Raw genomic sequence first — 21,484 nt, forward strand, 5'->3', positions numbered from 1 at the left:
TTTATTTTGAGATATTAGGAATGGACATGGTAAGCTTTGTGCCGTTTTTTGTATCAATATGAAGGCACCCGTTTGCAAACTCAAGCCGCTCTCTCATGCCAAGCAAGCCATGTCCTTTTGAAAAATATTTTTCCTCGCCTTGAAACGTTCCATCATCAGTCACTGTAATGATAACTTCCTTCCAGAGCTGCTGAATGTCGATTCGGCATGTCTTAGCCTGACTGTGTTTGACGACATTAGTAACGGCTTCCTTTAAGCACATGCTCAAAATGTTTTCATTAAGCAAGGAGATATTTTCAGGCCACTTATCTTCTTCGTAGATAAACGTAATGCCGGCTGCTTCAAGAATTTGTTTGATGTTTATGATTTCATCCTCGAGCCGGATACCCTTCATAGAGGATACGATTTTTCTGACCTCATTTAAAGAAGTTCTGGCAGTTTGCTGTACGCTTTTCAGTTCCCGTGTGGCTTGTTCGGGATCTTTGTATATTAATTTTCGCGCCAAGTCGCTTTTCAAACCGATTAAAGAAAGCTTTTGCCCGAGTGTATCGTGGAGATCACGGGCAATTCGCTGCCGCTCTTCTAATTTCACCAGCTCGGCAATCCGTTCATTGGCATCCTCGAGTTTTTCCTCCAGCCGATCGCGCTCCTTGCGGCTTCTTACGCTGAAGGGCAATAAAATTGCGCTGATGAGGGTAATGACCACAAAAGGAATTTGCGTCAGGAAGAATTCTTTTTTTAATACGAGACTGAAATTAGCTGCAACGGCTGCGCTTATTAAATGGACATAATATAAAATATGAAAAGGGACGCGCTCTTTTATATTTCCAATAAAATAAGCGATAAAAAAAGCAAAATAAATATAACTGAACAAGGTAATAGAAGCGGTTGAAATGCCGATTAACAGAAATGCCCACAAATAAACAGCCCAGCCTTTTGAGACAAAAGCAAATCTATATACTGAAAAAAATAAAAGCGTCAAAATGATTCCGACGATAATAATAAGTGTAGATGATGACTGCCATATAAAGTAGAAGGGGAGGATAAAAAATATCGTCCATATATAGGGCGTAATCCCGCTTAGTTTTTGAAATATAAAATGTTTTTTGCTCATGATATTCCCTCATTTTCAACTTCTCATCTTATATGTAACTTTATCACTGCGACCGCCAGATTGCACCCTCGATCAGTAAAAAAGGAAGCCTTCTTGTAAAGAAGACCTCCTTCATCATCAGGCATATTTCCGCTGTTTTTGTTTTTCTGTTGAATCAGGCAGAATGCTGGAAGGTACATGTTTGATATCACGAAACGACACAAATTGTTTTTTGTCTTCATCCCAAAGGTGGAATGCTAGTGACTGCAGGCTTGTTTTTAAGGTGATTGTCGGTACGTTTTTTAATGGTTCGTGATGTTCATGCGCAACTTCAAGCTTATAATTAGGCACTTTAGGACTCAAATGATGAACATGGTGGTACCCAATATTGCCTGTAAGCCATTGAAGCAGTTTCGGCAGTTTATAAAATGAACTGCCTTCCACGGCTGCCTGGACATAGCTCCAGTTTTCATCTGCTTCAAAATAAGAATCTTCAAAGGTATGCTGCACATAAAACAGCCATACACCGATTGAACCTGAGATCAGAAAAATAGGACCTTGCACAAGCAAAAACGATTGCCAGCCAAAAATCAGACAGCAGGCAGCAGCCAAAGCCGCAATGGCCAAATTCGTAAGGTGTGTGTTTATACGCTCCTTGCGTCTTGCACCTTTTTTGTTAAAGCGGTTGGTGATTAGAAAAACATAAATCGGTCCGAGAATAAACATAATAAACGGGTTTCTATAAAGTCTGTATGCAAGCTTTGTTCGTCTGGATGCAGCTTTATATTCGTTTACGGTTAACATCCACATGTCTCCTGTTCCGCGTTTATCCAGATTGCTGCTTGTCGCATGATGAATCGAATGGCTGTGCTGCCATTGAAGATAGGGAAACAAAGTCAGAACACCTGTCAGAAATCCGAGAATATGATTGTAGCGTTTTTGTTTAAAAAAAGATTGATGGCAGCAGTCATGAAAGATGATAAAAATTCTTGTCAAAAAACCTGCGGCAATTACGGTTAATGCTAACGTAAGAAGATAGGAGACGTTAAGGCTGAAATAAGCCAGAAACCATAGTCCAAAGAAAGGGATAAACGTGTTCAAAAGCTGAATCATGCTATTTTTTGTTTCAGGCTGAGCAAAAGCGGCTACTTGCTTTGTCAGCTGTTTTTGTTTATGAGCAGTGGTTTGTTCAGTCATCATAAGTATCCTCTCGTCGTGTGTCTCTATTTAGTATACGCGAATGAGAGGAGTCCTTTGTAGTAGCACACATCATACACTGCATATGACACTTGTCATACCTCGAGGGAAGTTTGTATAAACGATTATGCAAAAAAAGCTTGTAAAAAAGAAATTTACAAGCTGATTAATGTTTATTGATCCATATTCGTGCTGCACCTGAAACAGCTTCAATTCTGCATGTTCCCCCTATAGGAAAGGTGGCAATTGGTGAGGTGTGTCCGGCATTTATATTCGCGATGATCGGCAGGCCGGATAATTCTTTTTTTGTTTCAATCATGGCTTTCACAAGATCGATTGATACGTTTGATGCTTTTTGAAATCTGCCGATCAAAATTGCCTTTACATGAGAAAAAGCGGGGAGGTGGATGAGTGATTGCAGATCACGGTCAAACATGTGGATGTCTGACATATAATCATCTTCTATCAATAAAATAGTATTTTCTGTTTCTGGAAAATACTCCGTTCCCTGCAGCAAATTAAGCGTGCATAAGTTTCCGCCAATCAAGGTGCCTTCCGCATATCCCTCTTGAATCACAACAGGGCCGTTATTAGGATAAAATCGCCTGTTTTCTTGATCCAAATACCAGCGGTCATCGCTCCATTCGCTCGAAGGATGAATCTCAAACGGGTCGTCGGAAGCGCAGCAAGAAAGAAAATAATCTTTTGTATAATCGAGCCCTTTTTTCATTGCAAATGTTGAAAAGTGGGGACCTGAATACGTAACAAGACCTGTTTTTTGATAAAGGGCGTTGCTGAGGGCCGTTATATCGGAATAGCCGCACAGAATTTTTGGATGCTGTTTGATTTTTTCGTAATCAAGATAGCGCAGCAGCTGATTTGAATTAAAACCTCCGAGTGTCGTTAAAATCGCTTTGACACCTGAATCAAAAAAGGCAGCGTGCAGATCATAGACTCTTGATTCGATAGAGGATGAATCAAATTCGTTCCTTTCATTTGCATGTTCAGCGATGGTTACTCGATAACCTAAGCGTTCTAATGTGGTTTTTGCTTGAATTTTTGCTTCATTTGATAATTTAGACATGCTGGTCGCGGGAGACACGATCCGGATTTCGTCTCCCTTTTTCAGTTTTGAGGCGAACATAGCACCCTCCATTAATGGTTTTATACCATTACAGCATATCTTGACTTTTTCTTCTAGACTTTTTTACAAATCAACCCACTTAATGCTCCCTGATTGGGTATCATGATCGATGCATACTTTGAATTGATGTTTTTCATAAAAATGAATTAGCCGGTCTACATGATCCCAATCCCGTTTGGCAATGTCACCGGTGACTTTCGGAATATTACGGTCTCTGGCGATATCTTTTAAGTATTTCATGCAAATGGAACCAAATCCATGATTCGGAGGGCCTTTTATATCACCGATATGAATCGAGTCATTCTTGTAAGATGCTACAAGTGAAAAACAGCCTTTCCCTCTGTAAGCCGTTTTACAATCGGTAAGCATAATTTTGCATGTTTGGCCATCATCAATCGAAGAAACGATCATCCACTCTTCATGTGTCGATTGATCAATACCAAGCACTCTGGCATCTTTAGATAGATCCTTTATATTCTCCTGCATGCGATAAATCTGAAATTGTAAATCTGTTAGTTCTTCCTCAAGTTCTTGACGGTTTTTTTCATTAACAGTAAACAAGATCAATCTCCTTTCAAAAATCAGCTTAGAAACACAATTACCAATTGTATTAGATGAGAGGGGCATTGTAAATAACAAAACCATTATTACTAAAAATTAGCGAAAGTCAGGTTTGAGCATTTATAGGAGAGGAAAAAGAAAACTAACCTGTGAAAAAGGAGGAATCGGAATGGCGATTGATTCATTGATTAAGAAATTACAGTATGTCCAATTAGAGCCGCCGGATAAAATTCTCTCCCTGTACCTCAATACAGACATGAGAGATCCAGATCAGCAGGGGGGAGAATGGAAAATTGCCTTAAAGTCAGGATTCAGCAGATTAAAAGAGTATTTAGCAATAAGTGATCCTGAGGAAGAGAATTGTCTGGAAGGAATCAGAATGAAAATTGATCAATACATTAAGGAAATGGGGAAAGACATACCTCGCAGTCTCATATTTTTTGTATCCGATAGCGGCATATGGGAACCCATTAAGCTTCAAATCCCTGTAGAAACAAGATTTTACTGGGAAGAAACAGCCGTTTTGGATCAGTTAAAGGATTTGCGCCAGACGTATCCGAGCACAGCGTTTATTTTAACCCAGCAGCATGAAGTGAAAATTATTGAAACCGTTTTAGGGGAAATTGAGGCGGTGGAGCATTACGAGTATGATATCATCAATGAGTCTTGGGAAAATTGTCATTCCTCTGTAAACGAAGCGGTACCATTTGAAGAAAACCAAATGAGGGAACATGTAACGGAAAATCAAACAAGACTGTATAAGCGGCTGGCTGCCGACCTTGATCAAAAAGCTGCCGCAAAAAGATGGGAACGAATGGTCATCGCCGGTGATAAAGAAACAGCTGATCTATTGGATCAGCATATGAATAAACCGATTCATTCAAAAATCCAAAAGAACTTATTGAATGAAAATGAACATAAGGCTGTTGAGCATTTAATCAAAGAGGCATAAGTCTGACAGGGCCGGGGCGAAAAGCCGCCGGCCTGAAGTGTGTCTAATTTCTGACGAAGCAATCGAAAACGTTGACATCTTCTTCGAATTTGCATACGATTTGGATAGCCAGTACAAAGTAGGAGAGGTCACCAAATGAATCAAACAGAAAATAAACCGAAAAATTATACAGGGATTGTCCTTACGCTGACAGTTCTGATTAACGGTTTAATCGCAGTGCTGTTTTTTATGCCTAAATTAGATCAGTTCAGCCATGCGAATATTCACATTTTGCCTATGCTGAATGCGATATTCAATAGCTTTACGTTTATCTTCTTATTGGCCGCGCTAATCATGATTAAACAGAAAAACATTAAAGCTCATAAACGCTTTATTTTAGCCGCATTTACAACAACATTGCTATTTTTGATTTGTTATGTGGTTTACCATTCGATTGCGGAGAACACACTCTATGGCGGAGAAGGTATTATGCGCCCGATTTACTTCTTTATTTTAATTACGCATATCTGCCTTTCTGCAATCATTGTGCCGCTTGCGCTGTTTACGCTGATTAGAGGATTCAGCATGCAGGTGGAGCGCCATAAAAAAATTGCCAGATGGACAATGCCTCTATGGCTGTATGTGAGCCTTACAGGTGTTATTGTATATCTGATGATATCACCGTATTATTAAAAGCCATACGCAGTATGGCTTTTTTTGAGCTTGTAAAGATGACAAAAGCCCAAAACGAAATTGGGCTTTTGTCAGTAAATTGATAGACTCTTATTTATGAGCCTTTGATTCCATCGTTTCAAGTGTTGCAACCTGCAAAGATTCTTCAACAGTTTTTGTTTTTTCTTTTACTTTCTCTGCATACGTGTAATCGCCATAGCAATAAGGATAGCGAAAATTGCTCGCATTTCCCCCGCAAGTATACAGATCAGGATTTTTTTTGACTTGCTGCTCGGAGTATTGTTTTGCCAATTCCTCAGTATGCGTTCCTCCATGTTCAGCTACAAAATCAATGTAACCTGCCCCCATGTTGTAGCTTTGAATAATAGTATCCAAATCCACACCCTTTTCCTTACCGGTCTTGTACATAAGGGTAAATTGCTTGATGCCTTGTTTAACACTGAGTTGAGGGTCTGTTATCTCATTGCGTTTTAACCCCATAGATTCAGAGGACTGCATGGGATCATCGCCTTTTCCTTTTGACTCCTGATACATCATGCCAAGAATGAGTGATGTATAATTAGGGAGTCCTTGGTTTTCAAGTTCATCTTCCACCAGCGGTCTATAATCGGTTAAACGTTCCAAAACAATCATTTTCGTATCGATCGGAAGTTTTTTGATGAGGTCCCGGTTGGAAGACAGCAAGACCAATAATAGTGTGGCGATGACAAAGACAAAAATCATCAAAAAGCCCGCAGCAGCGAAACAGCCTTTTCTCTTTTTCTTCACTGTGTTTCACCCTCAATATGTAGAGCAGTCTGACTTTTTCATTATGACATAGAAAGATATATCAGACCAAGTAAAAACTTGATTTGAAACATAAATTTAAACTATGAGATTGAATAGAAACACAAGCGGGCTGGTTTGCACCCGAGCACATTTGGTATAAGATAAAACTATGAATAAAGAAAGGTGAGACAGATGACTGAATTTGAAAAAACAGAACGGACAGCTCCTGATTTGGACGAAGAAACTTTGTTTCTAGTCGCGCAAACATTCAAAGCACTCTCTGACCCTACAAGGATTAGAATCCTCCATTTATTATCCCAGGGGGAACATGCGGTAAACGGAATTGCAGAAAAACTGAATTTATTGCAATCCACAGTGTCCCACCAGCTCAGATTTTTGAAAAATCTGCGGCTTGTCAAATCGCGCAGAGAAGGAACGTCGATTTATTACTCGCCGGAGGATGAACACGTTTTAGATGTCCTTCAGCAAATGATCCATCATACACAGCATGATTGAAAAAGACATCCTTGCTTCATCGCTGTCAGCGTGCAAGGATGTCTTTTTCTTTATTATGCCCGTTCTGATCGAATTCGTTTTTGCTGAGCTTGATGACAAAAGAAGAAAAACCGATATAATAAACGGCGATTAGAAAAAAGACGCCAATTGTCAATGGGTCTGTTCCGATTGACTGACTGTAAGATTCAAGACTGTTCAAATCAGGCGGGGTTCGATAAAGCTCTGTTACTCGATATAGAAATCTTGATAGAAACAAGGTTAAAAGAATCACTTCTACCCAAATATGAGTCCGAAAATAAATTTTTCCTCTGCGTTTTTCAAAGGAGATGTTTTTCTTTGCGAAAAAGACGAGGAGCCATCCGCCGAAAATGCCGAAAATGAGATATCCATATAAAAAAGGGTGAATGATGCTGAAGATTGAAAGAGCAAGAGCTAACAGCGAGAAAAGAATCATACGGGTAAACAGCCAGCGAGGCTTAAGCGGCTGATATCCGATGGATCTTTTCATTTTTTTATACAGAAAAAAGATGATAATCATGGCAGGATAAATGCTTTGAAGTGTAAGATGCATGATGTGAAATCCCCTCCGTTGAGAAGTGTATGCTTATCCGGTATGAAATAGTAGCTAAAATCAATACTGAACAAAAAAAGAAGGGGAAACCCTTGTTTTCATAATATATGCAAGATGTATTTGGGCGGCATAATCGATATGCCCAAGCTTATTTAACATTTTAAAATTGTAAAATAATGAAGGAAAGGAGCACAGCATGAAACTGGAACGTTTGTTAGCGATGGTTGTGTTATTAATCAGCAAAAAACAGGTGCAGGCCGCTGAACTTGCTGAGCTATTTGAAGTATCTGTCAGAACAATTTATCGTGATATTGAGACGATCAATAGAGCTGGTATTCCGATTGTAACCTCACAGGGCTCCGGGGGCGGGATCAGCATGATGAATACATACCGGCTGGAGAGAGAGTGGCTGAAAGAGGAGGAGCTGTTTGCGATCGCTTCCGCTTTGCAGAGTGTCTCATCTATGTATGAACCAGCTTCTCACAGCAAAGCTTATCAAAAAATCAAACATCTCATACCGGAGCAGTCTGCTGAAGCATTTAAGCATCAAACTGAAAAATGGTTTATTGACATGACGGCTTGGGGACAGACTGAAGATCAAAAGGCGCTTCGTGAGACTATCAGCGCCGCCATCGATCGATTGTCAACGGTGTCATTTACATATACAAATGCAAGCGGAGAAACACTTTATCGTGAAACAGAGCCTTACACATTGGTCTGCAAGACAGGGTACTGGTATTTATACGCCTATTGCCTGGTTAGAAATGATTTTCGCTTTTTTAAACTAAACCGAATGAAGGGACTGACTATCTTATACCAATCTTTTATCAGAAGAGACATACAGCTGGAGACGTTGCCGTGGGATAAAAATTGGCATCAAAAGGACCGTTTAACTGAACTTGTCATTCTTGTTCAGCCGGCAGCACGTCAGCGCATACGTGAATGGTTCGGAAATGAGGCTCTTCATTGTGATGAAGATGGAACCTGCCGGGCGGTAATTTCTCTTCCAGAAGATCAATGGCTGACAGGTTTTTTGCTGCAGTTTGGAAAGGATATTGAAGTTCTCCAGCCTTTTCATATACGGGATAAAGTAAAAGAAACCATACAGCAGATGCAAAAAATTTATGAAACCTGACACACTGCTGTCAGGTTTCTTTTTTTATAATCTAGGTAAAAAGGAGGGATCTTATGAGTTTTTCACATATGACATACTTAGAACAGAAACGGTTTGCCGGACTGTCACAACGGACCAGCAACGCATTGGAAATGACGGAAGACCGGCGGATTCCGGCCCTGTGGGACCAATTCTGGGAGCAGGATACCCGTTTCCTTTTCTCACAGGCTGAAAAAGCTCAAAGCATTATTGCCTTATATTCCAATTACGAACAGGAGACGAAAGGATTTTACACGTTTTCGGTTGGAACGTTTCAGGAGGAGAGCGGTACTGTTCCGCAACCTTATGAGAATATTAATTTGCCGGCTTCTGCTTATGCTGTTTTCACTTCTAGAACCGGTCCTATTGAAGAGGTTATACTTGAAACGTGGAAGGAGATTTGGACGTGGGATCAGCGCCATCTGCGCACGTTTACAGGTGATTTTGAAATATATGATCAAAATGCAGCAATACCTCAGCGGGCACAAGTTCGTATTTATGTAGCCATAAGAAAATAAACTCTTGATAAACTAATGGTATTAGTTAATAATAAAAACTAATACCATTAGTTTTTATTAGGGGGAATGAAAAGATGAGAGTTACTCAGTACCAAACGGTTTGGCAGCTGACTTTTTATCCAGCATTGTTTCCAGTCAATTGCTATTTAGTAGAGGAAGAAAACGAAGTCACCCTGATTGATGCCGCACTTCCGGGCAGCTATAAAAGAATCATTCAAGCTGTAAATCAGCTGGGAAAACCGCTTCAGCATATTTTACTGACCCACGCCCATGGTGATCATGTCGGATCACTGGATGTATTGACACAAGCATTTCCTTACGCAAAGGTGATGATCTCAGAACGGGATTCTTTCCTGCTGCAAGGCGATACATCCTTGCGTCATGATGAGCCGCAGACACCTATTAAAGGAGGCATTCCGAAACACGTGCAAACAAAGCCTCACCAGCTGCTGAAGGGAGGCGAAACAATAGGTTCTCTGCTTGCAATTTCTACACCGGGCCATACACCGGGCAGCATGTCATTTCTTGATACAAGAAACGGCACTGTAATAGCGGGAGATGCGTTTCAATTGCGAGGAGGAATCGCTGTATCAGGCCAGATAAAATGGACATTTCCTTTTCCTGCCTTCGCGACATGGAATAAGGAGGAAGCTATTAAAAGTGCACAATTGCTCGCCGACAAGGCGCCTTCGTGTCTCGCGGTTGGACATGGGAATTTCTTGAGATCACCCGAAGAGCGGATGAGACAGGCGATCATAAAAGCAAAGAAAGGATGACGAGAATGTCACCGAGAATAGGATTGAGCCAAAAAATGATTGTAGACGCCGCAGCGGAGATTGCCGATCAGGAAGGTTTGAATAGTGTCACGCTTGCCGCTCTGTCTAAAAAAATGAATGTGCGCCCTCCGTCGCTGTATAATCATATCAACGGGCTCAAAGCGATCAGAACAGAGCTTGCTGTCAGCGGGCTGACAAGACTTTATGAACAAATGGCAGTCTCCGTAACCGAACAAAAGGGAGATGCCGCTCTGCTTGCTTTAGCTCATGCCTATTTTGATTTTGCAGTTGAGAATCCCGGATATTATGAGGCGTCTTTGCTTAAGGTTCAGGACGAAAGGGCGGAAATCGTCTCAGAAGAAATTGTCCGGCTGGTGTCAAAGCTGCTCATTGAAAACGGCTATGCTAGTAATAAGACTGCCATTCACGCGACAAGGGGGCTTAGAAGCTTGTTGCATGGCTTCACAGCTTTAATTGCAAAAGAAGCATTTGAACGTGAAGAGGATGTTTCAGAAAGTCTGTCATATTCAATCCGCACGTTTTTGTCAGGTTTGGTGATAAACAATAAAAATATTATGTAAACCAATAAAAAGATATCCTATATTTCTGAATATTGATATAATATTAGGCAGTATACGTAGGGGAGAGACATTAGTCAATGAATGACATTCGCAAAATTGAGCGGTTAGCGGCAGCTTCATGGCCGCCATATATTCAGAAAAGCATGGGAAAATGGCTTCTCAGAGCGAATTTTGACGTAACCAAAAGGGCGAACTGCGTGTGGACATCAGCGGAAATACCTAAAGGAGACTTCCGAGAAGAAGCCGAGCATTTTTATAAAAGCTTAGGCTTGCCCGTTTGTTTCCATATCAAATGCATCTCCGAAAGGACTAGATGCTGCATTGGCAGACAGCGGTTATGAAAAGGCGGATGAGTGCTTTCAAATGACAGCATTGTGCCGGGATATTATGAACCATACTGAAGAAAACAGGCAATTTACATACAAGTGGAAGCCTGATCCGTCATCTGTTTGAATTTATTCGTTTGGAAGGATTTTCGCTGGAGCGGCATCAAGGCTGTACAAACAATTTCAAGCGCATGCCGCCTTACGATATATGGACCAAGGAAGCCAGACAGCGCTGCTTTGAACGGTTTTTGTCATTGATGGTTATGGCAGACTTAGCAATATCGTTGTAGCCGAGGAGCACAACGCATGTTTCTACAAATGTTGAAAGAAAATCTTGTGGCAGTTTCTTTATATGAAAAAATCGGATTTTCGACTATATCAAAACACCATAACTGGATCAAAAGATGACCACAGGGAGGGGCTTGCTGATGGACTCGCTTCAAGAGATTGTTTGCGAAAAAAGGACATACACACACCTTTATCATTCACATAAGCACGCGTACAGCCAATTTCTTTTTCCGCTTGAAGGGAGTATTGATCTTGAGACGGAGGGGCGCGAGGTGACATTAAAGCCGGATCGCTTTTTATATATTCCGCCTGAGTGTGAGCATCGTTTCCGTTCAATCGGCAGAAATGAATGTCTTGTACTGGATGTTCCGCTTTATGCGCTAAAAATTGATGAGGATCATGCCGGCTCGGGAATGGATGTTGGGCTAGATCCTTTCTGGTCTTCAATCAGGTGCTTATTGACAGAAGAAGAAAAGACCGGCACAGCAAACTCGCTGCATTTGCTTGTTCAATACATAAAAGAAAAGCTGCAATCCCATTCTTGCGCCTCCATTGCCTACATTCACAGCCATTTATTTGAGCGGCTGACGATTAAAAAGCTGGCAGATATCGAGCATTACCACCCAGCCTACTATTCAAGCTGGTTCAAGAAGCAGACGGGAGAGTCGCCGCAGAACTATATTGCTGCCCTTCGCCTTGAGGAAGCGAAACGAATGGTGATGGAGAAAAAGGAAACCCTTACTGTTATAAGCGAGGTGCTGGGCTTTCAAAATCTTTCTTCATTTACAAGATGGTTTACAAAAAATACAGGCACACCGCCCGGGTTATATCGAAACACCTTATATTCGGATAAAAAATGATAGTGCTTTGGATAAACGAATTTTGAATATCTTTTTTATAATAGGAGAAAAAAGGAGTTATTGATATGGCGGTCATTGAGGACTTTGAAAAATTGGATATCAGAACTGGTACTATTGTAAAAGCGGAGGAATTTCCTGAAGCCAGAGTCCCGGCGATTAAGCTTGTGATTGATTTCGGAGCAGAAATCGGCATGAAACAATCAAGCGCGCAAATCACGAAGCGTTATCAGCCGGAAAATCTCATTAACAAGCAAATCATTGCAGTCGTCAACTTTCCGCCGCGCCGGATCGCTGGATTTAAATCGGAAGTGCTGGTCCTCGGCGGCGTTCCCAGCCATGGTGATGTCGTCCTATTGCAGCCGGGTCAGCCCGTTCCAAACGGCACAAAAATCGGATAACGTAAAAAAGACGTTTGCCTAAGGCAAACGTCTTTGCGTATTGAGGCGATGCACCACACGCCACATTCGTGTGCGCCGCAAGGGCATGTACATCGACTTACACAATTCAGCTCATCGCTATATGAATATAGCATGGCGGGTGAAGGAATGCAAGGGTTACTTTTTATATATGAGTGAAATAGATATAAAACTTATCTTATATTATCGAAAATAAGTGAAAACACACAATTTCTATTCCAATATTGTTAATTTGTATGATAATAATAAGGTTGCGTTTTATCATCCAAACTTAGAAAAGTGACTTAACTGTGACCTGAAACACCGTTTTGTGAATGTAAATAAATGCTGTTAAATCAACGAAAACGTACTAAATAACAAGGTGAATACAGGGTCGTGTGCTTATCTATGAAACGATTCGTACTGAAGCACAACAACGCCACAATGTTAATAAAGGTGTTTCATAGACAATGCAATCATATCACATTGTAGGTCAGGTTTTAGACTTTGTACCAACTGGTGGTTATTCTAAATCTGATACTAAATGGAATGAGTAGTGTATCGTTTTTGACGATGCAGGACAAGCCACAAGTATACGAACCCAATTTTGGGTTGGTTGAAACTGTTAGGGACACTTGACACAGTAGGCTTGTTTGGGGAATAACCAACAGCAAATAGGGTGAACACACGGATACCACAAGTTGATGTACAATCAAGTTTCAGTCGCCTGCCTGAGTTTGTTTATTTTTTCACAAGCAAATTCAGGCAGACAACTTATCCAGCCGTTGTCCACAGTCTCAAACCAATCAAGCAAAAGATCACAAGAAAAGTCAAGACAAATAGCAGAAAAATTTGTGAGGTTCGTTAACCTGAGCAAGGTGTAGTTAAGACCACAGCATTTTAAATAAACCTCCAATATTTGCTATAGCACCAGACACCTGACCAATTAGAATGATTACTCGAAAAATAAGTTTCGGTTGTTCAGAAGGATTTTTCTCTTTGAAAAACAAGCGTGTAAAAGAGCTTAAGATAAAAATCAGCGCAAAACCGAAAACAAGTAACACTAAGAGGTTCGGTATATTGTTGAAAAGGTCTTTAAGAATGAAAATAGTTAATGTAATACCAAGGCCAATACACATCTCTAAAGCACCATCATTTTTAGTGAAATTAGATAATTCAACACCTAAACCACATATTCCCATAATTAAAAAAACTATAGCAAATAATTTCATGGGAGTTTCACCACCGAAGGTACTCCAGGAAAAAAATAGTACGCCGCCTATAATTAAGAAGACAGCAGCTAAACCAAAGCCGAAATATTTATTCTCACCTTTTGGTGAGTTATTAGATTGTGCTTTAATCTCAGACATAAGACTCACCTCCTATGTAAAGTATATCAAAATTTGGATGTTGAGTTAATATATCTCTTTTTTTCATAATCTAACTTCTCTTTTGTATGACTTCTTATAACCATGTCATTATAATGGTCTTTAGTACGTTTTCCATGTGTTCACCTATAAACAGGTGAGCAGAATGACAAAAATTAAAAAAGACGAGAAATCAGGAACATACTATTTGTGTATTCAGGCGGTACGCATCCGATAACAAAAAAGAGGATTCAGCGTAAAAGAAAAGGGATCAAGACTTATAAAGAAGCTCAAGAGGTACTTAGACAGGTGATTCTTGATGTTGAAGCAGAGAAGAAATATTTACCTGAGATATCTGAATCATTTGGAACGTATGCTGAATCTTGGTTAGAATCAAAAAGAGTGAAGCTTAGACTAAGTACATTTAACAACTATAGAGAGATACTTCAATACAATGTACTTCCTTTTTGAGCGTAAAGTATTAGCTGATACAGTAAGAAGAGCAGTACAGGTAACCAGGAGTATATTCCAAAAGGCATCACGAAGAAGAAAAATTGATATGTCGGCCATCTTTGATGAATTGAACTTACCAAGAGAAAAGAGAATAGTTGAGACTTCTGCTCCTGAAGAAACAAAACGTTTCCTACATATTTCAAAATTTAAACGTCCCTCAAGACATTACATTGCTTATGAGATTTCCATTAAGACTGGTTTGAGAATGGGTGAAGTACTGGGGTTAGAATGGAAAAGTATTACTTGGGGAAAACGGTACATCACAATACGCCAAACACTATGTAGGATGGATGATAGAGGTAACTATGGATTAGAGCCAAAAGTTAAAACTGTTAATTCATACAGAAATGTTAATATATCTGAGGTCACTATGTAAAAGCTTACGGAAACATAAAAGGTTGATTGAAAGGGACAAGAAAGAAGCAGGTGTAAAATACAATGATCTAGATTTAGTAGTACATACGAAAATGGAGGATTGGCTGCCACCTTGTAATTGGAGAAGGGGGATTTCATTCAATACGAAAGCAGCAGGGATTGCCAAAGGTTAATCCCTGCATTAAGACACACAAATGCTACGTATCTCGTAAGTATTTGTGTGAATCCGAAAATAGTACAAGAAAGGTTAGGTCATTCTGACATTAAACAAACATTGGGGACATACAGTCATGCTCTTCCATCAATGCAATTAGAAGCAGCAGATAAGGATGAAGATCTAGACTGCATCACAATGGATTTGTGGTATTACTACGGTGGCTTTATAGGAAGCAGTTGTGGAACATTATTCGATTTGAATCATAATGACTTAGAGAAAAAATTGAAGAGGTTCTAATATTTTTACTCAATGATAAACAAGCCGAGAAATAAAAAAGAAAGCCGCAAAGGGCTTTCAATTACCGCTCACATGCATAGTTATCATGATCCCTATCCATTTTAGATTGATAAGCAGGGTGGGAGCTAGGCACGCCATGCGGATATTTCTTTCTTAACTCAGTGCAATTTTTAAATGTTTCTACTTCTCTAGCTGATTTTGAAGAAGCTTCGTTTTCATTTGTAGTCGAAGCATCACTTGATGTCTTTGGAGGTGTAGGCTGTGAAGTTGCCGGTTTGGATATTGTTGCTTTTTTAACTGCAGTGTTTTTCTTTTTCACGCATCCATTAAATCCTCTGTCAGTCGCATAGCCATTCTTACTCCAAATCTTCAAGTCCTTGTCTTCCGCAACTTGTTCATCTTTCTTATACGTGTCTAAATACTTCGTATTTGGTTTATAAACATATGCTACTCTGGCCAATCCTTCTTTTAGCAATGTTTCCTGAACAGATTTGCCACCAACATAAACATAAGCCAACAGTCTTCCATACTTATCTCTGCGATCGCCTTTATCAAATTCAAGTTGCAGCTTACCGCTTTTGACTAATTCCTTGTTTCGCTTTGATGCATCTTCACCGTATGGTTGAACACAAGAATTTGGTTTCTTCGTTTCAGGTGTATCAACGAGCAAGTAGCGAACAGTGTTTACTTTTCCGTTATAGCTTACTTTAATCGTATCTCCATCAACTGCTCTATTTAATGTTACATCAACCAATTTTTTTTGATCTTTTTTCTTAGCTTTCTCCGCAGTTTTTTCTTTAGCAGCTTTCTTTTGGCCTGTCTTCCGTTCTGCATCCTTAGACGCTTGTGGCGTTCCTTTTTCTGTATTTGCTTTTTCAGCATCATTTGAACTGCAAGCTGCCAACGATAAGCTTAAAGCAAATGCAGCAAAACCTAATAATACTTTCTTCAACTTCATTTCCCCTTTTACAATGTTTATTCTCTGTTTATATCGGTAAACCATCAATCATTATAATCCTATATCCAATGATTGTGGATTTATTTTTCCCTTACTATCATCGTATTTTTCTTTAAGGTTCCCTAGATATGTTAAAATGTCACTGAATTCATAGTCAAAAGGGGAATGTTTCTATGCTTGGAATCAAAGTTGAAAAACCAAATGAAAATGTAGTGATCAATTGGCAGCTAATCCAAAATTGGAAATTCAATCAAAGGAATTAACGATGTTTTCCTTGTTATCAATGGGGGTGATGGATTTGACTAACTTTATTCATAAGACTGTAAATGGCTTGAAAAATCTTTTAGATGAAAAAGGGCCATTACATTATTTTGTTCTGAAGGATATATTATGGAGTTCCTTGTTACATTTTCACAGGACAAAGCAACCCTGAATGACATTCAAAGCTTTGAGGCTAAACACCAGCTTACCCTTCCAAAGGATTATCAGAAGTTCATGACACTACATAATGGTGCGAAAATTTTTCAAATTCTTTCTGATGGGGAGAATATAGGTGGAGGACTTTATTTATTTAGCCTTGAAGAGATTGAAGAGGAACTAAAATATGAGGATTTATTTGAAGGTATCAATGGTATCCCAATTGGTCATTTATTAGAAGGTTGTCATTTGATGATCGAAAAAGATACATTGGATAAAGGGGATCCCAACTATCTTTTTATATTAGAAATAGGAGAGTATACACCATTACATTTAAATTTTGAGATATTTCTAGATCGGTATATAGAATCCAATGGGGCGACTTTTTGGGAATGGAGCTACTATACCGAAAAAATTATTATAGAACACGATAAGCACGATGTATAAGACAGTCAGTTTTGGCTGTCTTTTTCTGTTATTCAAACAAATAGTTGTGGTGAAATTTACATAGAGTAGGCTTGAAAGGAGAATGAAATGAAGGTATTTGAAGCTGATTCATTGCTCTCTGAAGCAGATAAAAGAACCAAAGAGTACAAGGAACTAAGATCACAAATGGTGAAGCTCAGAAAAGCGTTTAAGGACGTAGCTGACCTAGATGACAGCGAGTTTTCCGGTAAGGGTGCAGATAACATTAAAGCGTTTTATCATGATCATGTCGGTCGGTGTTACAGATCAATGGATTGATTTAATTGACATGAAGATTGCTTTCCTAAGCAGTGTTTCTGCAAAACTTGAAGATGCTAAGATGTCTGATGCTTACATAGAAGAATCCTTTCTAGAACATGAGTTGGCTAACGCCTACACAAAATCAAAATCCATTATGTCTGAACAGAAAAAAGCAATGAAAGACATTCTGAATGACATCAATGACATCCTTCCACTTGAAATATTCTCAACAGAAGACTTTAAAGACAACCTTTCTTCTGCAGATGACAAACGTGAAAAAACAATCGATAAGCTAAATAAACTTGATGAGGATTTAAAAACAGAATACGTTGAAACAGAACCAAACGAACAATTCATTCAGCAAGATTTTAAAAAGCTACAGGAATCAACAGGCAAAGGGAAGAACGCCACTCCGATTCACTATAACGCTAAAGCGTACAGAGAAAGTGACATACATAAGAAAAAAGGCGACATAGAGAAGCATTCTGAAGCTTACTTAAGCGTGAAGAAAGAAGAAGCAAAAGAACGAGAAATTAAGGAATTGAAAAAGAAACTTAATGACGGTGTGTCGGATCCTGATGAATATTTAGAGATTGCTAAGAAAGTAGGGTACGAGAATCTTGAACCGGCTCAGGTACAGCTTGCTGTGCAAATTGAACAAGCAAAGCAGCTTGAAGAGGCAGGGGAGGTCACTTGGGACATCGTAAAAGGTGTAGGAGTTGGTTTATACGATGTGGGAAAAGACACTGTAACCGGCATATGGGACTTCATCACCGATCCAGGAGAAACACTTTCAGCACTGGGGAATGCAGCTATGCATCCAGTCAAAACCTATGATGCTATTTCAGCAGCGATAGAAGAGTCATACCAAAAAGATATGGTAAATGGGGATGCCTATTCTAGGTCAAGGTGGGTAACATATGCAATTGGTTCAGTAGCTATAGCTATTTTTGGAACCAAAGGTGCAGGAGCCATTAATAAAGCAGATGCAGCGGGCAAAGTAATAAACAAAGCAAGTCAAGCAGGGAAGAAAATTAAGGACGTTAAGATACCAGATTTGCTGCCTTATAACCCTAAGTACGATCTTGCTATGGCAGGGGACGTGCCATACAATGTAGTAGATGGAGAAAACCTAAAAAATCAACTAATGAGTTTTGCTAAAGGGTCAGATAAAGAAGTAAAACCTTTCGATGTCGTTGATTATAGACCAAGTAACAGTCCTTTAGAGAATCATCATGGTGTAATGGATGTATGGGCTAAACATAATGTTCCGAATTATGTGAGTAGGGGTAGTAATACGCCAACAGTAGCTTTAACTAAGGAGCAACACAATGCTACCAAGAAAGTTTATAGAGAATGGCTGTACGAAAAAACAGGGAAAAAAGTTGGCGGTAAAGTAAATTGGAAAGAAGTATCACCTAGGGAAATACGAGAACTTACTGAGAAGATGTTCGATGCTGCTAATGTTCCTAAAGAAGCGAGACAGCAATATTATAACGCATTTAATCAATACAACTTTAGAAAGTAGGTGCGGACTTGAACATTGATATGTTAATCAAGAAGATTGCTGCCACATCAGACTGTCGGCTGTTTGAAGCTGATGGTCTCCCAGTAATAGACGAGAAGCATCAACTGCCAAAAGATATTAGTGAATTTTATGAACAATGTGGTGGAGCAGTTTTATATGAAAATGCGGATTATCCAATATACATAGTACGCCCATCTGAGTTTGAATTGGCTAATCCCATTATTGTTGGGGAGCTCTGTGAAGAAGACATTTCATCCGAGTGGTATATTGTTTGCACGGATGGAAAAGGAGAATACCTAACAATTGACTTAAACGAAGAGCGAAAAGGAAAATGCTATGACAGCATTTTTGATCGACATGGAATAGTCGGCGAAACACAGGTGATAGCAAGTTCATTTACAGATTTAATACAGCGATTGCTTGAGAATAAGGGTAAACATTGGTATTGGTTAAGGGATGATTATATATCACTAGGCGATGCATATGATAGCGTAGAAATTGAATAATCTATTAAACAAAAGTATTGCAATTGTTCATTGCTAAAAATGTGCAGTGCGGAGGGATTAATATGAGCTTCATTAAGATCGAACAAAAGTTGAAAGAGTTTACGATAGATGCTGAAACAGATCCTAGCATTAATACCAATGAACAACTCAAAGAGATTGAAATAAATATAGGCAATCAATTACCTTCAGATTATAAGGACTTTTTGAAGTAATATGGAGTATGTTATCTAGAAAGTAAAAAAACAACAGATGAGTTTGAGTATGACGTTTGCTATAAACCTATAGAGAAAGACCCTTGGATGGGTAAGGACAATGATACACAATTGTTAGAGGGTTTTTATGGTTTAGCGAACGATCATAACAGTCTTCAGATAGTAATCGATACATATTCTGATCGCTTTCCTAGAAATATTATTCCTATCGCAAGCTCCGCAGGTGGGAATGAAATATGCATGGATATCGATAATGAAAAGATATTGTTTTGGGATCATGAATTAAGTCATCCAGATAAAGACTTTTTCCTGATTGCCAATTCGTTTGAGGAGTTTATCTTAAGTTTAGTTGATGAACCAATTGAAGCTGATGATGAAGATGATGGAATTCTGTATATTGAATTAGATGATGACTTACTAAGCAGTTAAGAAAACGTATGGAGATAACTGGAGGAAAAGTTAAAATGGCAGTTACTTATTGGACTAGAGAAAATCTTACACTGCGAGCAATTCAACCTGAAGATATCGTTATATTTGATTCGTTAGATGATGAAATCCTACGGAATATGGACTCGCTTCATTTTCCTCGTTCAGCTAATAACATGAGAGAATGGGTAGAAGAACAATTAGAAAAAGATGAATTCCGTTTTATTGCAGTTGATAAAGATAATAATATAGTAGGTATGATTGAAACCTTTGACTGTAATAGGAAAAATGGCACCTTCGATTATTATTTGGCTGTATTGGAGCCATATAGAGGTAAAGGATATGCCAAAGAAATGATCTTGATGGTTCTTCGTTTCTTTTTTTTGGAGCTTGCTTATCAAAAAGTAAATACAACTGTTTATTCTTTTAATACTTCATCCATACGATTACATGAAAAATTAGGTTTCATGAAAGAGGGGCAGCTAAGAAAGATCATTTTTACTAAAGGTGCCTATTATGATGGTATTTGCTTTGGGATGACAAGAGAAGAATTTGAATTGAATCATGGTGTATAGCACTTGTGCACCGATAAAGTATTGGGTTCCAATAAAATAATGGTTTTATCCATAAAGCCATTGTATTGCAAATACCAATTTTATATGGTTATAATTAGGATGAAGATTATACGTTTTTACGTATAAAATGCATTTGTTTAATTAGAGTGCATAAAAATAAACAAGGTGCGCCAACACCCCGGCTCTGTACAAAGCTGCCCATCAAAGGGCTTGCTCGATGTTCAATCTACGTAGACCTATCCTTTAAGGTTCCTAAGCTCAAGGGAGGTCTATTTTTTATTTATATACGTCATCAGGGCAATTATAAACGACCCGAATGCAAGCATTAGCATTAATGCCTGAAATGTTGACATAGCATCACCCCCTTTCATTAGGGGATGAGCAAGACTCCCTTGATTGAGCAAACTAAATGTACAGGAAATATTATACTATACATAAATGTCCTTATCATTTAAAATTCACAATAAATTGATAATATGAAAAGAACTTGCAAAATGCAGGTTCTTTTTCATTTTAAATACTAAATATCTGTATCGAACTGTCGATATTTAACATGTAAACTTGTTCCAAGGAGGATTTAGGAAATGAAAAAGAGAATTACATATGTACTGCTTGCTCTTCTAGCAGTTGTTACTTTTGCTTTCACTGATGTATCAAAAGCAAAAGCAGCAGAAGCATTACCGCTCTACTATCTACAAATCACAGGGATTACATCAGACGGAAATGAATTTGCTTGGGATAACATCTCTTCTCGTCAAACCAAAGCCCCAAAGGTTTTGAAGGGTAATAAACTATATGTGAAAGCTCGGTTTATGGGTTACACAAAGTTTAAAGTTATCACAGGTAAAAATGGAAAAAATCTATTGTATGATGGTACAGCTAGGCTGTACCAATCTGATGCCATTCTTGGACAGAATAGAGTGGTTATAGGTTGGGATAACTATTTTGAGATTCCAATGGACGCACTTCAAGATAATTCTATACAGATTAAAGCATTAAGTTCAGGCGTCACTTTTATCTACAGCCAAAAAATTGATTTTGAAAGAGAGTGAACAG

At 38.9% G+C, this 21,484-nt stretch carries 23 protein-coding genes and 4 pseudogenes; 18 read left to right on the forward strand and 9 right to left on the reverse strand.

Features of this window, described 5'->3' with window-relative positions; translation table 11 throughout:
• Window position 1 precedes the first annotated feature (1 nt).
• From BTW01_RS09600 to BTW01_RS09615, 4 genes are all read right to left on the reverse strand, one after another.
• Window positions 2-1,114: a sensor histidine kinase gene (locus tag BTW01_RS09600; RefSeq protein WP_162102759.1), complete on the reverse strand. Its 1,113-nt coding sequence runs from the start codon at window positions 1,112-1,114 to the stop codon at window positions 2-4.
• Window positions 1,115-1,231: 117 nt separating this feature from the next.
• Entirely contained in the window at window positions 1,232-2,290 is a 1,059-nt protein-coding gene (desE, locus tag BTW01_RS09605; RefSeq protein ID WP_162102760.1) for a fatty acid desaturase DesE, read from the reverse strand.
• A gap of 166 nt (window positions 2,291-2,456) precedes the next feature.
• Window positions 2,457-3,434, reverse strand: a complete 978-nt coding sequence (locus BTW01_RS09610; RefSeq protein WP_162102761.1) for a S66 family peptidase — start codon at window positions 3,432-3,434, stop codon at window positions 2,457-2,459.
• 63 nt (window positions 3,435-3,497) lie between these two features.
• The gene (locus tag BTW01_RS09615) at window positions 3,498-3,995 is read right to left on the reverse strand and encodes a hypothetical protein (RefSeq protein ID WP_162102762.1); all 498 of its coding nucleotides are present in this window, start codon (window positions 3,993-3,995) and stop codon (window positions 3,498-3,500) included.
• A gap of 169 nt (window positions 3,996-4,164) precedes the next feature.
• Between BTW01_RS09615 and BTW01_RS09620 the strand changes: the two genes are divergently transcribed.
• Together BTW01_RS09620 and BTW01_RS09625 are read left to right on the forward strand one after the other, a co-directional pair.
• Complete coding sequence (locus tag BTW01_RS09620) at window positions 4,165-4,947, forward strand: VLRF1 family aeRF1-type release factor (protein WP_162102763.1); 783 nt, start codon at window positions 4,165-4,167, stop codon at window positions 4,945-4,947.
• 135 nt (window positions 4,948-5,082) lie between these two features.
• Entirely contained in the window at window positions 5,083-5,619 is a 537-nt protein-coding gene (locus BTW01_RS09625; protein WP_019714625.1) for a DUF420 domain-containing protein, read from the forward strand.
• A gap of 90 nt (window positions 5,620-5,709) precedes the next feature.
• Here BTW01_RS09625 and BTW01_RS09630 read toward each other — a convergent pair whose 3' ends face one another.
• Window positions 5,710-6,387, reverse strand: coding sequence for a lysozyme family protein (locus BTW01_RS09630; protein ID WP_162102764.1), 678 nt, complete (start codon window positions 6,385-6,387; stop codon window positions 5,710-5,712).
• Between the two features lie 192 nt (window positions 6,388-6,579).
• On the opposite strand from BTW01_RS09630, the gene czrA reads away from it, so the two are divergent.
• Window positions 6,580-6,903, forward strand: coding sequence for a Zn(II)-responsive metalloregulatory transcriptional repressor CzrA (gene czrA / locus BTW01_RS09635; RefSeq protein WP_162102765.1), 324 nt, complete (start codon window positions 6,580-6,582; stop codon window positions 6,901-6,903).
• A gap of 25 nt (window positions 6,904-6,928) precedes the next feature.
• Here the strand turns inward: czrA and csk22 are convergent, their stop codons facing one another.
• Window positions 6,929-7,474, reverse strand: coding sequence for a mother cell-specific sporulation protein Csk22 (csk22, locus tag BTW01_RS09640; protein WP_162102766.1), 546 nt, complete (start codon window positions 7,472-7,474; stop codon window positions 6,929-6,931).
• A 196-nt stretch (window positions 7,475-7,670) separates the two neighbouring features.
• On the opposite strand from csk22, the gene BTW01_RS09645 reads away from it, so the two are divergent.
• The 7 genes and pseudogenes from BTW01_RS09645 to csaA all read left to right on the forward strand — a co-directional run bounded on the left by BTW01_RS09645 (window position 7,671) and on the right by csaA (window position 12,374).
• Window positions 7,671-8,609 (forward strand): helix-turn-helix transcriptional regulator, encoded by a 939-nt coding sequence (locus tag BTW01_RS09645; protein ID WP_162102767.1) that lies wholly within the window; start codon window positions 7,671-7,673, stop codon window positions 8,607-8,609.
• Between the two features lie 53 nt (window positions 8,610-8,662).
• Window positions 8,663-9,145 carry a GyrI-like domain-containing protein gene (locus BTW01_RS09650; protein ID WP_162102768.1) on the forward strand — a complete coding sequence of 161 codons (483 nt, stop codon included), beginning with the start codon at window positions 8,663-8,665 and terminating at the stop codon, window positions 9,143-9,145.
• 74 nt (window positions 9,146-9,219) lie between these two features.
• Window positions 9,220-9,921, forward strand: a complete 702-nt coding sequence (locus BTW01_RS09655; RefSeq protein ID WP_162102769.1) for an MBL fold metallo-hydrolase — start codon at window positions 9,220-9,222, stop codon at window positions 9,919-9,921.
• A gap of 5 nt (window positions 9,922-9,926) precedes the next feature.
• Complete coding sequence (locus BTW01_RS09660) at window positions 9,927-10,502, forward strand: TetR/AcrR family transcriptional regulator (RefSeq protein WP_162102770.1); 576 nt, start codon at window positions 9,927-9,929, stop codon at window positions 10,500-10,502.
• A 77-nt stretch (window positions 10,503-10,579) separates the two neighbouring features.
• Window positions 10,580-11,236 (forward strand): annotated as a pseudogene (locus tag BTW01_RS09665) (GNAT family N-acetyltransferase).
• A 14-nt stretch (window positions 11,237-11,250) separates the two neighbouring features.
• Entirely contained in the window at window positions 11,251-11,976 is a 726-nt protein-coding gene (locus tag BTW01_RS09670) for an AraC family transcriptional regulator (protein ID WP_162102822.1), read from the forward strand.
• 65 nt (window positions 11,977-12,041) lie between these two features.
• The gene (gene csaA / locus BTW01_RS09675) at window positions 12,042-12,374 is read left to right on the forward strand and encodes a chaperone CsaA (protein WP_162102771.1); all 333 of its coding nucleotides are present in this window, start codon (window positions 12,042-12,044) and stop codon (window positions 12,372-12,374) included.
• An 881-nt stretch (window positions 12,375-13,255) separates the two neighbouring features.
• On the opposite strand, the gene BTW01_RS09680 is transcribed toward csaA, so the two are convergent.
• A complete protein-coding gene (locus BTW01_RS09680; RefSeq protein WP_162102772.1) occupies window positions 13,256-13,741 on the reverse strand; it encodes a hypothetical protein in 486 nt (161 codons plus the stop codon).
• A gap of 207 nt (window positions 13,742-13,948) precedes the next feature.
• On the opposite strand from BTW01_RS09680, the gene BTW01_RS09685 reads away from it, so the two are divergent.
• Entirely contained in the window at window positions 13,949-14,209 is a 261-nt protein-coding gene (locus BTW01_RS09685) for an Arm DNA-binding domain-containing protein (RefSeq protein WP_162102773.1), read from the forward strand.
• Between the two features lie 88 nt (window positions 14,210-14,297).
• On the forward strand, window positions 14,298-14,627 hold the full coding sequence (locus BTW01_RS09690) for a tyrosine-type recombinase/integrase (protein WP_162102774.1): 330 nt from the start codon (window positions 14,298-14,300) through the stop codon (window positions 14,625-14,627).
• A 514-nt stretch (window positions 14,628-15,141) separates the two neighbouring features.
• Here BTW01_RS09690 and BTW01_RS09695 read toward each other — a convergent pair.
• The gene (locus tag BTW01_RS09695) at window positions 15,142-16,032 is read right to left on the reverse strand and encodes a thermonuclease family protein (RefSeq protein WP_162102775.1); all 891 of its coding nucleotides are present in this window, start codon (window positions 16,030-16,032) and stop codon (window positions 15,142-15,144) included.
• A 304-nt stretch (window positions 16,033-16,336) separates the two neighbouring features.
• Here BTW01_RS09695 and BTW01_RS09700 point away from each other — a divergent pair.
• From BTW01_RS09700 to BTW01_RS09720, 5 genes and pseudogenes are all read left to right on the forward strand, one after another.
• A pseudogene (locus tag BTW01_RS09700) lies at window positions 16,337-16,889 on the forward strand (SMI1/KNR4 family protein).
• A gap of 100 nt (window positions 16,890-16,989) precedes the next feature.
• Window positions 16,990-18,709: pseudogene (locus BTW01_RS18620) on the forward strand (T7SS effector LXG polymorphic toxin).
• Window positions 18,710-18,717: 8 nt separating this feature from the next.
• On the forward strand, window positions 18,718-19,215 hold the full coding sequence (locus tag BTW01_RS09710; RefSeq protein ID WP_162102776.1) for an SMI1/KNR4 family protein: 498 nt from the start codon (window positions 18,718-18,720) through the stop codon (window positions 19,213-19,215).
• 62 nt (window positions 19,216-19,277) lie between these two features.
• A pseudogene (locus BTW01_RS09715) lies at window positions 19,278-19,856 on the forward strand (SMI1/KNR4 family protein).
• A gap of 35 nt (window positions 19,857-19,891) precedes the next feature.
• The gene (locus BTW01_RS09720; protein ID WP_162102777.1) at window positions 19,892-20,428 is read left to right on the forward strand and encodes a GNAT family N-acetyltransferase; all 537 of its coding nucleotides are present in this window, start codon (window positions 19,892-19,894) and stop codon (window positions 20,426-20,428) included.
• Window positions 20,429-20,697: 269 nt separating this feature from the next.
• Here BTW01_RS09720 and BTW01_RS09725 read toward each other — a convergent pair whose 3' ends face one another.
• Complete coding sequence (locus tag BTW01_RS09725) at window positions 20,698-20,781, reverse strand: putative holin-like toxin (protein ID WP_162102823.1); 84 nt, start codon at window positions 20,779-20,781, stop codon at window positions 20,698-20,700.
• Between the two features lie 231 nt (window positions 20,782-21,012).
• Between BTW01_RS09725 and BTW01_RS09730 the strand changes: the two genes are divergently transcribed.
• Window positions 21,013-21,480, forward strand: a complete 468-nt coding sequence (locus tag BTW01_RS09730) for a DUF4879 domain-containing protein (protein WP_162102778.1) — start codon at window positions 21,013-21,015, stop codon at window positions 21,478-21,480.
• Window positions 21,481-21,484 lie beyond the last annotated feature (4 nt).

Origin of the sequence: Bacillus sp. SKDU12, assembly GCF_010093085.1 — a bacterium.
GTDB lineage: Bacteria > Bacillota > Bacilli > Bacillales > Bacillaceae > Bacillus > Bacillus mexicanus.